This is a genomic window from Vibrio sinaloensis DSM 21326 (genome assembly GCF_000189275.1).
Lineage (GTDB): Bacteria > Pseudomonadota > Gammaproteobacteria > Enterobacterales > Vibrionaceae > Vibrio > Vibrio sinaloensis.
The window spans coordinates 16,706-30,113 of record NZ_AEVT01000031.1 but is presented as its reverse complement, the minus strand read 5'-3'; the positions used below and the strand labels follow the sequence as shown (position 1 = coordinate 30,113).

The window sequence follows — 13,408 nt, the reverse complement described above, 5'->3', positions numbered from 1 at the left end:
TTATTTTGATGATTAAACGTTCAGTATCATTTGTAACTTTCGTGGTCATTTGAACAGGAGGAAACATGATAGCGATAGGTTGTGATGATGCTGCGATTGAGCTTAAGGAGTGCTTAAAGTCTCACTTGGCCTCGAAAGGGATAGAGTTTGTGGATTATGGGGTCGACCCTGAGAACGCGACTTTATATCCCGATATCGCGAAAACCGTAAGTGTTGCAGTGAGCGAAGGTAAGCACCAAAGGGGCATTATTTTATGTGGGACGGGGATTGGTGTTTCTATCGTTGCAAACAAGGTTCCAGGGATTCGTGCTGCTCTTTGTCACGATACGTTTTCGGCAGAAAGAGCACGCAAAAGTAATGATGCGCAAATCATTACCATGGGATCGCGTGTTATCGGTCACGAACTCGCAAAAGCGATTCTCGATACTTGGTTAGATTCGGAGTTTTCAGATGGTCCTTCTACACCAAAAGTTAACCGAATCAAAGAGATAGAGAGAGAGTTTATAAACTAAACCGAAACAATGTTTAATGGATTAACGTGGAAACTAACGATGAATAATACAACAATTACTTACTCAACAATTGCCATAGCTACCCTATTTTCAGGGGCAGTGCTTGCTAAAGATCTTAAAGTTGCAACCAGTGCACAAGTTGGCTCATTGCAGTACAACACAACACAGTATTTTACTGAGGTTGCCAATGAAGAATTTAAAAAGCAGGGCATTGACTACAACCTTAAGTTCTTTGGTGCTGCGCAGTTAGGTAAAGACAAAGATGTACAGCAGAAGCTGAAACTTGGCACCGTTGATCTGGCGCTTCTTACCTCGACGCTGCCAACCCATGTATCAGAAATGGCGTTGTTTGAACTCCCGTTTTTAGTTTCCGACCGTGATCATGTGGCAAAAATAGAACAGGACGTTTTCTGGCCCTACATTGCCCCTGCTGCAGAGAAGAAAGGTTATAAAGTGATCGGCTTTTGGGAAAACGGATTCCGTAATATCACCAATGCTAAGCGTCCGATCAACGAGCCAAGTGACCTAGAAGGGCTAAAATTGCGTACTCCAAATAGCTCTTGGCGCGTAAAGATGTTCAAAAACTGGGGAGCTAACCCAACGCCGATGAGCTTCAGTGAAGTCTTTATTGGTCTGCAAACGGGTGTGATTGACGGTCAAGAAAATCCTTACACCAATATTTATGCGGCTAAGTTACATGAAGTACAAGGCTACTTAAGTGTCACAAATCACGTTTACACGCCAGCTTACCTCACCGCCGGCGCACGCCATTACGGCAAATTCCCTGAGCAAGTGCGCACTATTTTAGAAAGCTCAGCTGCGAACGCTCAACAGTGGGGCTACCAACAAGCTGCCAAACTGGAAACCGAGCTTAAAGATAAGTTGGTTGCTGGTGGAATGAAGCTGAATGTCGCGAACCGAGATGCGTTCGTGAATGCAAGCCAGCCAATCTATGACGACTTTATTAAGAACGTGAATAACGGCGAAGTGATGCTCAACAAAGCGATGGCATCTGCGAAATAACCACCCTTAAAAACAGGCTGCGCGAATCACGCGCGGCCTTTTTGGCTTAATTATGCGAGGGCTTACGATGTCTTTTCTAGCCGGTATTAACACAATTTCAAACATACTAGAAAAAGTGCTGATCGCTATCTCCATGACGATTCTTATCGCACTTAGCGCCATCATTATTGTTGCGGTTTTTTCTCGTTTTAGTGGCGCTTCTTTGTATTGGTACGACGAAGTATCCGCCATTTTACTTGCGTGGCTGACGTTTTATGGCTCTGCCTTGTGTGCGCTGAAACGTTCACACATGGGGTTTGGTGGTTTGGTTGCAAGCATGTCATTAACACTCAGAAAGATCACCTTTCTGTTTAGCGAGATCATCGTAATCGGTTTTTTCGCGGTTGTTGCGTGGGCCAGTTACTACCTACTCGAAATTTTTGGTGAAGAGACGCTCACCAGCCTAGAGTTTGTCACCTTGTCCTTTGCGCAGTCGGCGCTGCCTATCGGTGCGGTTTTGTTTATCGTTGCCCAATTGTGCTCACTACCCCATGCATGGGCGCTGTTGTGCTCAGGGTCAACACAAGAAGACGAAGAAATTAAAGAAGCCATTCGTGATGCGAAAAAGGATATGGCTGACGCGATGGAGGCAGTGAAATGAGTGCGATATTAGTTTTAATTTGTTTGATTGCACTAGTGATGATCAATGTCCCTATTGGCGTAGCAATTGGTGCAGTGGCATTGGTGGGCATGGTGGCAACATCCGGTGTTGATGCGATCTATAACGCGGCATTGGCCATGTTCGAAGGTGGCTCAAAGTTTACCCTGCTGTCGATTCCTCTGTTCGTATTTGCGGGCGCTTTAATGAACACAGGTGGGATTTCGCTTCGTTTGATCAACTTTGTTAACGCGATTGTTGGTTTTGTACGTGGTGGCCTATCTATGGTGAACGTGGGTGTCTCTATGATCTTTGCTGAGATCTCTGGGTCTGCGGTCGCCGATGTGGCTGCTCTTGGCTCAATTTTAATCCCAGCGATGAAAAAACGCGGTTATTCGGGAAGTTTCTCGGCTGCCGTCACCTCTTCATCCGCCTCGCTTGCCGTGATCATCCCCCCATCTCTTCCGATGATCATCTATGGGGCGATGGCCGATGTTTCTATCTCGCAGCTTTTTGTGGCGGGTATCGTCTCCGGGTTGCTCGGCGCCGCAGGTATGTTTGCGGTGTGTTACTACTACGCTGTGAAGTATGACTTACCACGCGAAGAGGCGTTTAGTTTACGTAAACTGGGCGTCGCGTTTAAGGATGCGTTCTGGGCATTAACTCTCCCGTTTGCGATTTTAGGCGGCATTCTATCGGGCTTTATGACCGCGACTGAGGCGGCGGGTATTGCCGTACTTTTGGCGCTGCTTATCAGTGTCTTCATCTATAGAGAGATGAACCTAAAACTCTTCTATAAAGCGATGATGGAAGGCGTAACCGGAACATCGGTTGTGATGTTGCTGGTCGCAACGTCGGCGGTATTAGGGTTATTCCTAACGGAACAAGAAGTCCCTCAAGCGATGGCTGCTGGCATCTTAAGTATCTCAGAGAACAAATATGTGGTGTTGATGATGCTTAATGTCATGTTGCTTATCGTTGGTGTGTTCTTGCACGGCGCGGCGGCCATCATTCTTACCGTGCCGATTGTACTACCGCTAATTCATGAGCTGGGCATTGACCCAATCCACTTCGGTATCATGTTGGCGCTCAACATCTCTATTGGTCAACAAACCCCTCCTGTTGCCAGCGTTTTGATCACTGCTTGCTCAATCGCTAAGCGCGACATTTGGCAGGTAACCAAAGTCAACGTGCTATTCATCGGCGTACTGTTTGCGGTGCTGCTGCTGGCCACTTATGTCCCGGCGTTGTCCGTTGGATTCGTGGACTACATCTATAAATAATTCAAGGAACTGAGAAATGACTAAACCAACTATTGCACTTGTCCTCGGGGACCCATCAGGCATTGGCCCTGAGGTTGCAGTTAAAGTATTGGCGCAAGAAGCCAATCGCCTTCAGGCTAACATTTTGATCATTGCCGATGAGTATGAACTGCGTAAAGGGATGGATATCGCCCAAACGTCTTTTGAATACGATGTAGTTGAACAGTTTGAGCAAGCTAATTTCAGTGCAGGCAAACCCGTACTCCTGAAGTTTAAAAGCTCCCACCCAGACGCGATTCAGTATGGTTCAGCGACCCCTCAAGGGGGGACTTACGTTCTGGAATCACTAAAAATTGCGGTGGATTTGACCTTAGCACACAAAACACATGGCATCTGTTTTGCTCCTTTGAATAAACAAGCGATGAGCAAAGCTGGTTTGCAGCATCGAGACGAACTGTCATGGTTTGCCGAGCTGACAGGGTTTGATGGCTTTGGATGTGAAGTGAATGTCGTGGATGACATTTGGGCTGGACGTGTCACGTCGCACATTCCTTTTAAGCATGTTGTTGATAACTTGAGCGTTGATTCCGTTCTGGAAACCATTGAATTGATGGATTCAACCCTGAAATCGGCGGGCTTTGAGCAACCACGGATAGCGGTTCAAGCATTGAACCCACATGGTGGTGAAGGCGGCCTGTTCGGAGATGAGGAGATTACTATCATCACTCCTGCCATAGAGAAAGCCCAACAGAAAGGCATTCAAGCTTTTGGTCCGTTCCCCGGCGATACCACCATGTGGGTGGTAGAGAAAGAAGCGATGAACTCGATTGTTTCTATGTATCACGATCAAGGGGCAACGGCGCTAAAAATGATGGGATTTGACCGTGGAGTGACGGTGCAAGGGGGAATCCCGATCCCTATCGCCACGGCCAACCATGGTTCAGCGTTTGACATTTACGGCAAGAACATCGCCTCGACACCGGCAATGGAAAACGCGCTGAAGCTCACCGTACGTATGGCGAGCAGCTACCAGAACAAACACACTCAGCAAGGGTAAGCCGATGAGAAAACCTAAGAAACTGATTAACGAGCCTTTAAACGTCGCACAAGAACAGTTTGAGGGCCTAATGGTCGCGATGAATGGTAAGTTAGAAGCCCTTCCGGGTGTGACTGCGGCGATTCGAACCGATTTCCCAGCAGATAAAGTCGCGATATTAACGGGTGGCGGTGCAGGTCATGAGCCTTTGTTTGCTGGCTACCTTGGCCCAGGTCTTGCGGATGCAGCTGCGCTGGGAGATATCTTTGCGGCACCTGCACCAAACGTTATTTTGCAAGCGACCGAAGCGGTCAATAATGGCAAAGGCGTCATCTACATTTATGGCAATTACGCGGGCGACAACATGAACTTCGACATCGCCGCTGAGCTTGCCGATGATGATGACATTCGCACCCACACGATACGTGTTTGGGACGATGTTGCCTCCGCCCCATTAGATAAGATTCAAGAGCGTCGCGGGACAGCAGGAGACTTGTTTGTTCTCAAAATCGCGGGTGCTGCCTCAGAGGCTTACAATGATTTTGATCAGATCGTTGCGGTAACCGAGCGTGCGCGCGACTACACTCGCTCGATTGGCGTTGCGCTATCCGCAGGCTCGGTACCACAAACCAATAGCTTTAATTTTGAGCTCCCGGACGATGAGCTTGAGATTGGCATGGGCCTGCACGGAGAGCCCGGCGTTTCAAGAGAGCTGATGACCTCGGCAGATAAGGTGGTCGAGCGCTTAATTGATCAGCTATGCCAAGACCTTCCTTATCAATCGGGTGATGAAGTGTGCCTACTGGTGAATAACCTAGGGGCGTCAACGTACATGGAGCTGCTCATCGCAACGCGTCAAGCTCATGCCAAGCTGGCTGAACGTGGCATCACTGTCCATGACACTCTCGTTGGCAGTTACTGTACGTCACAAGAGATGTCGGGTTATTCAATTACGCTCATGAAACTCGATGAGGAGCTTAAAAACCTGTTTGATTTACCGTGTGATTCATTTGCTTTGAGGAAATAACTATGGATGCAGTAACAACAAAAGACATGATGGCGCATGTCGCTCAAAAAATGGTCGCCAGTGAACCGGTTCTCACTAAGTATGATCAAGCCATCGGCGATGGTGACCACGGCATAGGTATGGAGCGAGGATTTAAAGCGGTCGCAGAATTACTTGCGAGCGACTATCAGCCCGAAGACGTGAGCAAACTGCTGCTAAAAATCGGCTCTACCATGATGGCGACGATGGGGGGCGCGTCTGGAGCGATTTTTGGCACCTTGTTCCGCTCTGGTGCTAAATCGATCAAAGGGGCTCAAGAGTTAGATGCTCAAACCTTAGCGGCATTTTTAGCCGGAGGGTTACAAGGCGTTTATGACCGCGGTGGTGCTAAGCCGGGGGATAAAACCATGATTGATGCGTTAGTTGCTGCCGTTGAAGTGAGTGAGACTCTTGAAGGTGACTTGGCGGAACATTTACCGAGTATCGCTGACGCTGCGGCTCTCGGGGTTGAAGCCACCAAGCAGATGATCGCCACAACAGGCAAAGCTAAAACGCTGGGTGAACGTTCACTTGGTCACCCGGATCCAGGGGCGATGTCAATGGCTTTTATTCTTCAGTTTATGTGTGAATTTGCGACGGAGCAGGTTGCAGCATGAAGAAGATCTGGATTGGAACAAGCTGGAAAATGACCAAAGACAAGCGTGCAGCACAAGCGTGGGCCTCTGCTGTAACGCCTGCTTTGATAGAGAGTGAAGATACCATTCAAGCTTTTGTGATCCCGCCATTCCCATACATTTCTCAAGTGGCGGAGAGCTTCTCGAATTTGCCCATTCTTATCGGTGCGCAAAACATGGGGTGGCAAGATCAGGGTGCCTTTACTGGAGAGGTGTCACCGCTAATGGTGAAAGAGTGTGGCGCCTCGGTTGTTGAGATTGGTCACTCTGAGCGCCGCGCGATGTTTGGCGAAACCGACGAGACAGTCAACCTCAAAGTCCGAGCCGCCCTGAAACATGGCTTAACGCCGCTTGTCTGCGTGGGGGATACCGCGCAAGAGAAGAAGTGGGGGGTCTCAATAGAGTCGGTTGTCCGCCAAGTTAAAATCGCCCTGTTTGGCGTTGAATCTCATCAGTTAGCGCAGGTGATCATTGCCTATGAACCTGTTTGGGCAATTGGCGAACAAGGCACACCAGCGACAAACGAAGAGGCAGAGTGGGTTCATTTAGCCATACGGCAAGCCTTGCAGCAGCAATATGGCCAAGCTTGCGCGAATGACATGACGCTTGTCTGCGGCGGTAGCGTTAACCTTGACAACGCCGAAGGCTTATTGGCTCAACCCAATATAGACGGTGTGTTTGTGGGCAGAAGTGCTTGGCAAGCGGAGGGGTACGCAGAGTTGCTCAGCATTGCCCTTCGTCAGCGCTCAAAGTAGTCATTGATTAAACACCATGATTACCACCCCAAAAAGAGTAAAGGAAATTACCGATGACTATCATAGATAGACTGGCCATTAACACTGCAATTTTCGATGGCCACGACTTGAAAACGTCACTGAAAACAATCAAAGGTTTGGGCGTCAATAAGGTCGAGTTCGCTTTCAATCAAGGCTATGTCGGCCAGTTGGATAGCGATATGTTTTCGGCCACTCATGCAGGTTATCTCAATAATCTGATGGAAAAAGAGGGGCTAACTACCGACGCGTTAGGCTGTACCATGAATCTTGCCTCGCCGAATGCCATTGAAGAGTTCATGGCGCGAATCGACTTCGCCGAGCAACTCGGGGCTGTTTACCTCAATACGTGCACGGGACCTATTGCCGACCGTCACTTAATCGTGCAGAACCTAAAGGTGCTGACTGACTACGCGCAAGACAAAGGGCGCATCATTTGTATCGAAAACGGAGGTGACCACAATTTTAACGCGTTTGCCAGCGCTCACGATGGGGTTCGAATTCTCTCCGAAGTGGAAAGTGAAGCTCTGGCGCTTAATTTTGACCCGGGTAATTCAGTCTCTTTAGTGCCCAATTTGAGCCCAGGAGAGGAGGCTAAAATAGCGCTGCCGTTTTGCCGTCATTTTCATGTTAAAGATGTCAAAGTGCACGATGATCGTTTCACATTTCCGGCGTTAGGTCAGGGGATCATTGATTACAACACGATCATTCCTGCATTAGCCGCTCGCACAATTCCATTCAGCATTGAAAAACCACTGCGTATGTATCGACGCAAAGACTCTTTCCCAATTCGTGGTAGAGCGCCGGAAACCATGGACAACATCATCCACGCATTGGCGCAAAGCGTCGATTACATTACAGCCGCTTCTCAACCAACTCATAGGTAGTGTCGTATGCCGATAAGCAATATAAAAGATGTGATTGAAGATTATCGTCAAGGAAAGATGGTGATTTTAATGGACGACGAAGATAGGGAAAATGAAGGTGACATCATGATGGCTGCGCAATATGTCAGCGCACAAGACATCAACTTTATGGCGACTCATGGGCGAGGGTTGATTTGTTTGACCTTAACGAAGCAAAGGTGTGAGCACTTGAACCTTTTTCCTATGGTTTCCAACCCGACAGAGCCTTGGGCGACGGCTTTTACAGTATCGATTGAAGCGGCACAAGGGGTCACCACTGGGATTTCTGCCGAAGATCGCGCAGTGACGATACAGGCGGCAGTGGCCGCTGATGCCCAAGCGCAGGATCTCGTTCAACCGGGACACATTTTCCCCCTCGCGGCTAAAGAAGGCGGTGTACTGGTTCGCGCAGGCCACACTGAGGCAGGCTGTGATCTCGCGCGCTTGGCGGGGTTGGAACCAGCGTCAGTGATCGTCGAAATACTCAATGAAGATGGCACCATGGCACGCAGACCAGAACTGGAGGTCTTTGCTGAAAAGCACGGTATCAAATTAGGCACAATCGCTGACCTGATTGAATACCGCAATAGCAATGAGACGACGATAGAGCGTGTGGCACAGTGTCAATTGCCAACGGAATTTGGCGAATTCTCAATGGTGACGTATCTCGACACCATTGATAACCAAATTCACTACGCCCTGTGCCGTGGAGAAATCAATCAGCAGCCGACGAATGTACGTGTGCACCTGCAAGATACGTTTAACGACGTATTGCTGTCTCAGCGAGATCGAACACAAGCGTGGCCATTGGATAAGGCGATGCACAAGATTGCCAATGATGGAGGTGTGCTGGTCATTCTCGGCCAGTCAGAAAGCTCACAATCGGTGGTTAACCGTGTGAAGCACTACCAAGCCGAAGACAGTGGGCAGAAGGCGGTACTTGGGAAGAAAGTTCACACCACTCGACAGATAGGTGTCGGCTCGCAAATTCTTGCGGATCTTGGCGTGTCAAAAATGAATCTGCTATCCTCTGCGAACAAGAAATATCATGCCTTGTCCGGATTTGGTTTAGAGGTGGTTGAATACATAGAGAGTTAAGCCCCTGCAATCATTTACCCGCTGGGTGAGCCCTCACCCAGCTTCTCTAGCGACGCTCTTGTTAGGTTACCTGTCATCCTTTCGCGCTTCGAGCAATCCTAAGCTAAGCTTCTGTTATCTATTCAATTGATAGCATTCTGGTGCTTGGAGGTTTGATTTTGGTTGATGACGAGGGCGAAAAGTACGCGAATCAATGTGAACAGTGCAAGTGCAAAAAGTGGAAGGTTGACGACTTTTCTATGGCATTTCAGCCTATTTATGATGTGGCGCGCGGTGAAATTTTTGCCTATGAGGCATTAGTGAGAGGCAACCACAATGAACCCGCCTTGCATGTGTTATCTCAGGTCAACGAAGACAACAAATACGCATTCGACCAAGAGTGTCGCGCGAAAGCGATAAAGTTGGCCTCTTCGTTGGGAATGGACAGTGTGCTAAGCATTAACTTCTTGCCAAATGCGATTTACGAGCCTGAACGCTGCATGGCAGCCACGTTACGTATCGCCACTAAATATCAGTTCCCGACAGAGAAAATCCTGTTCGAGTTTACGGAAGTCGAAAAGCTGCATGATGTAGAGCATGTAAAGCGAATTATCGACTATTACAACGCTCTGGGCTTTATGACGGCTATCGATGATTTTGGAGCCGGATACTCTGGACTCAACTTATTGGCGGAGTTTCATCCAACCATTGCCAAAATTGATATGTCGTTGATCCGTGGCATTGATCATTCACCAAGTCGGCAAGTTATTGTTAAGCAATGCGTTGAGATGTTTCGTCAGCTTGACGTTATACCTCTGGCGGAGGGGGTGGAAACCAAAGCTGAGTTTGATTTTCTAAATTCAATTGGCATTTCGTTGCAACAAGGTTATTTTATCGCCAAGCCCGAGTTTGAAGCCTTACCTGAGCCTAATTTAAAGCATATGGGCTTAATCTAACCACTTATTGTTAGGGATCTTACCCAATGAGCGATTTTCTGATTTCGCGTTGGTGCTTTTCCACGGCCAAACCTGTATCCAAACCGAACCTTGCTGAATCTTTCGAACAAGGTAACTGGTACCACTGTCAGCGTGAACAAGCTGGCTTACGAGAGTGGTTGGCAGTTAACCAAGTGCCGAGTGCGATCATTGATTCCTTGTTGGCCAATGATACTCGCCCACGTTTTGAAACCTATTCCGAAGACTGTTTCCTCGTTATATTGAGGGGGATTAACCTCAACCAAGGTTCAGAGCCTGATGACATGTTGAGTCTAAGAATTTTGTGGTTCAACAACACTTTGATCACTACAAGAAAAGTACCTTCGCGTGCCGTTTCGCAATTGTTAAGTGATCTAGAAAATGGTTCAGGCCCACGATCGCTCGATTCTGTTTTGACCTCTTTGATGAACAGCGTGAATCGATTAATTGCCGATTTTCTAAGTAACATCGAGGAGTCGATAGGGGAGCTTGAACAAGATGAATCGATGTCGATAAAAGAGATCAATCAGACGCACCTACGCCTTCTCAAACTCCGTCGATACATCAAGCCACAACGCTATGTTTTCGAAGATTTGATTAATGCTCAATTGCCGATGCTAACGTCCCAGAGTTTGCAGATTAAGAATGGCTTAGACAGTATCTTGCGAATAAACGAGTCAATAGAGTTTTACATTGATCAGATAAACTTTCACCTAGGCAGCGTGAACCAGAAACAAAATGAAATCATGAATCGTAACACCTATTTGTTTTCGATTATTGCGGGAATCTTTCTTCCGGCTAGCTTCTTTACTGGTCTGCTTGGCGTCAACATCGGGGGAATCCCGGGAGTTGATGAACCTATGGCATTTACTCTGTTTTGCTTGAGCTTACTGTTGATTGCTGTGGTTGAAATCATCATTTTGAAGAAGTTTAAATTTATCTAGTGGAGCTATAAATGTCGTTGTCACCGTTAATCCAGCAAGCCTTGTTGGGTGTATTGCTTATCGCAGGTTACTTGCTAGTGAGAAAGCTCGGTTTGCAGTGGATAAGTAAGTTGGCGCAGAAAAAACAAGTCTCGCTGGAGAGGGAAAAATTCGTCAGTAAGGCATTCAGTTTTGCACTGTTTATCGTATTTGTCTCCCTATTCACCATTGCGCTCGATTTGGGGTTCGGTGACGTGTCTCTCTTCTTGTCGTCTATATTTGCTGTGCTCGGTGTGGCGTTGGTCGCACAGTGGTCGATGCTTAGCAACCTGACGGCGAGTGTGCTGATCTTCTTTGTATTCCCATACAGGATTGGTGATCGAGTGAAGGTCTCGGATAAGGATGACGATATCAGTGGAACGATCATCGACATTACGATGTTCCATGTCATTTTGCGTCATGAGAGTGGTAATGTGATTACTTATCCAAACAACCTAGTATTGCAAAAAGGGGTCACCAAAATCCTAGTGAAGCCGAGTTTGAGTGAAAGCAACGCCCCTTTAGATAAGGTCGAGTAGATGAAGCTGAATTTCAACGTTGAAGATGCCGGGCAAATCTTTGTCGGTGCATTCGCCTTGGCGGTACCGATTTCATTCTCCGAAGAAGCTTGGCGACTTGGAGAAACCTTACCTATTGGTAACCTGATGATGTTGGTGAGTTTGTCTCTGATTTTTCTCTCTTTGTACACCTATGAAAGCGTGTTTCAACGCAATGTGAGTCAGCGAAAAGGGGTATTTGTGTTCAGAATTGTGTCCGCTTATTTAATGGCGGCCCTGGTGGTTGCTTTGGTTCTTCTGTGCATTGATAAGCTGCCGATACTGAGCGATCCTTATACTTCACTACGCCGTGTTATTGTCATCGCTATGCCGGCCTCTATGGGCGCGATTGTGGTGGATAGTTTCGATAAAGAATGACGTAACTCAAGTAAGCCTACTCTGGACTGACCCCAAGCTTTTTACCCATTCGATACAGGTTTCCGCGATCAAGTTGCAGAAATTCAGCCGCTTGGGACCAGGTACCATTTGATTGACCAAGTGCGTGTTGAATCAAATCACGTTGGTAGTCTTCGACCAATGAACGCATTCCCGTGCTCTGCTGTGGAAAGTACTTGCTGCTGAACTTCACTTCCGTCTTTGCTGAGGTCGATTCGAAGTGCTGACGGCCAATGATGGTTTGCTGCTCTTGAATGGCGCGTAACGCTGCGCGGGTTAGGGTGTGCTCCAGTTCGCGAACATTACCCGGCCAAGATTGGCTTTCCAATTGGGTTAGGGCCTTTGGATGTAAATGTAGGTTAGGGATATTGAATTGGCTGCGTACCTTTTCTAGCAAGTAGCCAGCAAGAACGGGGATGTCGCCGCTGCGCGCTCTGAGTGGAGGGACGGCAATTGGGAACACATTGAGGCGGTGATAGAGATCGGCACGAAACAGCCCTTGTTCGACTTCTTTCTCTAATTGGCGGTTGGTCGCTGCGATGATACGAACATTGACCAGCAAGTGCTTATCACTGCCAACTCGCTGTAGTTCGCCTTGTTGAATCACGCGCAGTAATTTAGCTTGTAGCACCAAGGGCAACTCTCCCAGCTCATCTAGAAAGATGGTCCCGCCGTCGGCAAGTTCAAATTTCCCCGCCCTTGAACTGTTTGCTCCGGTAAATGCCCCTTTAACGTGACCAAACAGCTCGCTCTCCGCAAGGCCTTCCGGCAGAGCGGCGCAGTTTACATAAATCATGGGTTTGGTACTACGGTGCGACTGGGCGTGAACGCTGTGAGCGACCAGCTCTTTACCAGCGCCAGTTTCTCCGGTGATTAAAACGGCATAGTCTGATTTTGCTACCGTCGCGATGTTGTTTCGCAGTTGCTGCATCTGTTCACTTAAACCGACCATTTCGCCCTCTTTTGAGCGAGCTTGCTGGATCAAGGTTTCGGTGACATGCTTTTGTTTTTTGTTCTGAGCTTTCAGAGCTTTAAGTTGGCCAATATTACGCAAAGTTGCGGCTGCGAGAGCGGCAAAGGTTTCTATGGTGACAGGTTCAATGCGATCGAACGCGCCAACGGTGAGCGAGTCGAGTGTCAGTAGACCCACCAACTGACCACCAACGTGGAGGCTGCACCCTAAGCAGTCGTGAACATCTAGCTCTACTTGCTCACTGAGCAATACGCCGCTGAATGGGTCTGGCAGCTCACAGTTGGCATCAAAGCGAACCGGTTGCTTGCTATGCATAATGGCTTCAAGGCGTGGGTGTGCGGCCGGGAAGAAGCGCCGTCCAAGCACACTGCTGGATAAACCTTTTGCCGCCACAGGAACAAGAAACCCATCTTCATCAAAGACAAATAAAGCGCTGGCATCGCAGGGAAATACTTGATCAATGCCGTCGATCAGGTGCTGATACTGACTTTCGCTGTTGAGGTTGGAACTGAGGTTGAGTGCAATATCGAGCAGCACTTTGTTCATATTGGCGGTCATAAGCTTTAGGATGCGTTTGAATGTGAGCGCATCCTAGCAAGCTGATGTCTAATTTACATCGCACTAAAGGGTATAAACGATGT

At 48.1% G+C, this 13,408-nt stretch carries 15 protein-coding genes; 14 read left to right on the top strand and 1 reads right to left on the bottom strand.

Annotation, left to right across the window (positions count from 1 at the left end; all coding sequences use genetic code 11):
* Window positions 1-65: 65 nt before the first annotated feature.
* From rpiB to RH45_RS23280, 14 genes are all read left to right on the top strand, one after another.
* On the top strand, window positions 66-512 hold the full coding sequence (gene rpiB / locus RH45_RS06170) for a ribose 5-phosphate isomerase B (RefSeq protein WP_008075069.1): 447 nt from the start codon (window positions 66-68) through the stop codon (window positions 510-512).
* 39 nt (window positions 513-551) lie between these two features.
* Window positions 552-1,535, top strand: a complete 984-nt coding sequence (locus tag RH45_RS06165; RefSeq protein WP_008075067.1) for a TRAP transporter substrate-binding protein — start codon at window positions 552-554, stop codon at window positions 1,533-1,535.
* Between the two features lie 67 nt (window positions 1,536-1,602).
* The gene (locus tag RH45_RS06160) at window positions 1,603-2,175 is read left to right on the top strand and encodes a TRAP transporter small permease (RefSeq protein ID WP_008075065.1); all 573 of its coding nucleotides are present in this window, start codon (window positions 1,603-1,605) and stop codon (window positions 2,173-2,175) included.
* A complete protein-coding gene (locus RH45_RS06155; protein WP_008075063.1) occupies window positions 2,172-3,455 on the top strand; it encodes a TRAP transporter large permease in 1,284 nt (427 codons plus the stop codon). The genes RH45_RS06160 and RH45_RS06155 overlap by 4 nt, the downstream gene beginning before the upstream one ends.
* 16 nt (window positions 3,456-3,471) lie before the next feature.
* Entirely contained in the window at window positions 3,472-4,491 is a 1,020-nt protein-coding gene (locus RH45_RS06150; RefSeq protein ID WP_008075061.1) for a 4-hydroxythreonine-4-phosphate dehydrogenase PdxA, read from the top strand.
* Window positions 4,492-4,495: 4 nt separating this feature from the next.
* On the top strand, window positions 4,496-5,497 hold the full coding sequence (locus RH45_RS06145; RefSeq protein WP_008075059.1) for a dihydroxyacetone kinase subunit DhaK: 1,002 nt from the start codon (window positions 4,496-4,498) through the stop codon (window positions 5,495-5,497).
* Between the two features lie 2 nt (window positions 5,498-5,499).
* Window positions 5,500-6,132: a dihydroxyacetone kinase subunit DhaL gene (dhaL, locus tag RH45_RS06140; RefSeq protein ID WP_008075056.1), complete on the top strand. Its 633-nt coding sequence runs from the start codon at window positions 5,500-5,502 to the stop codon at window positions 6,130-6,132.
* A complete protein-coding gene (locus RH45_RS06135) occupies window positions 6,129-6,905 on the top strand; it encodes a triose-phosphate isomerase (protein ID WP_008075054.1) in 777 nt (258 codons plus the stop codon). Before dhaL ends, RH45_RS06135 begins: the two co-directional genes overlap by 4 nt.
* 53 nt (window positions 6,906-6,958) lie before the next feature.
* On the top strand, window positions 6,959-7,810 hold the full coding sequence (locus RH45_RS06130) for a sugar phosphate isomerase/epimerase family protein (RefSeq protein WP_008075052.1): 852 nt from the start codon (window positions 6,959-6,961) through the stop codon (window positions 7,808-7,810).
* 6 nt (window positions 7,811-7,816) lie between these two features.
* Entirely contained in the window at window positions 7,817-8,926 is a 1,110-nt protein-coding gene (gene ribB / locus RH45_RS06125; protein WP_008075051.1) for a 3,4-dihydroxy-2-butanone-4-phosphate synthase, read from the top strand.
* A 158-nt stretch (window positions 8,927-9,084) separates the two neighbouring features.
* Window positions 9,085-9,861 (top strand): EAL domain-containing protein, encoded by a 777-nt coding sequence (locus RH45_RS06120; RefSeq protein ID WP_008075048.1) that lies wholly within the window; start codon window positions 9,085-9,087, stop codon window positions 9,859-9,861.
* A 26-nt stretch (window positions 9,862-9,887) separates the two neighbouring features.
* Window positions 9,888-10,823: a CorA family divalent cation transporter gene (locus RH45_RS06115; protein ID WP_008075046.1), complete on the top strand. Its 936-nt coding sequence runs from the start codon at window positions 9,888-9,890 to the stop codon at window positions 10,821-10,823.
* An 11-nt stretch (window positions 10,824-10,834) separates the two neighbouring features.
* Window positions 10,835-11,380 (top strand): mechanosensitive ion channel family protein, encoded by a 546-nt coding sequence (locus tag RH45_RS23285; protein WP_008075045.1) that lies wholly within the window; start codon window positions 10,835-10,837, stop codon window positions 11,378-11,380.
* A complete protein-coding gene (locus RH45_RS23280) occupies window positions 11,381-11,776 on the top strand; it encodes a DUF2391 family protein (protein ID WP_008075043.1) in 396 nt (131 codons plus the stop codon). It abuts the gene before it with no gap.
* A 16-nt stretch (window positions 11,777-11,792) separates the two neighbouring features.
* Here the strand turns inward: RH45_RS23280 and norR are convergent, their stop codons facing one another.
* Window positions 11,793-13,325 carry a nitric oxide reductase transcriptional regulator NorR gene (gene norR / locus RH45_RS06100; protein WP_008075040.1) on the bottom strand — a complete coding sequence of 511 codons (1,533 nt, stop codon included), beginning with the start codon at window positions 13,323-13,325 and terminating at the stop codon, window positions 11,793-11,795.
* Between the last annotated feature and the right edge of the window lie 83 nt (window positions 13,326-13,408).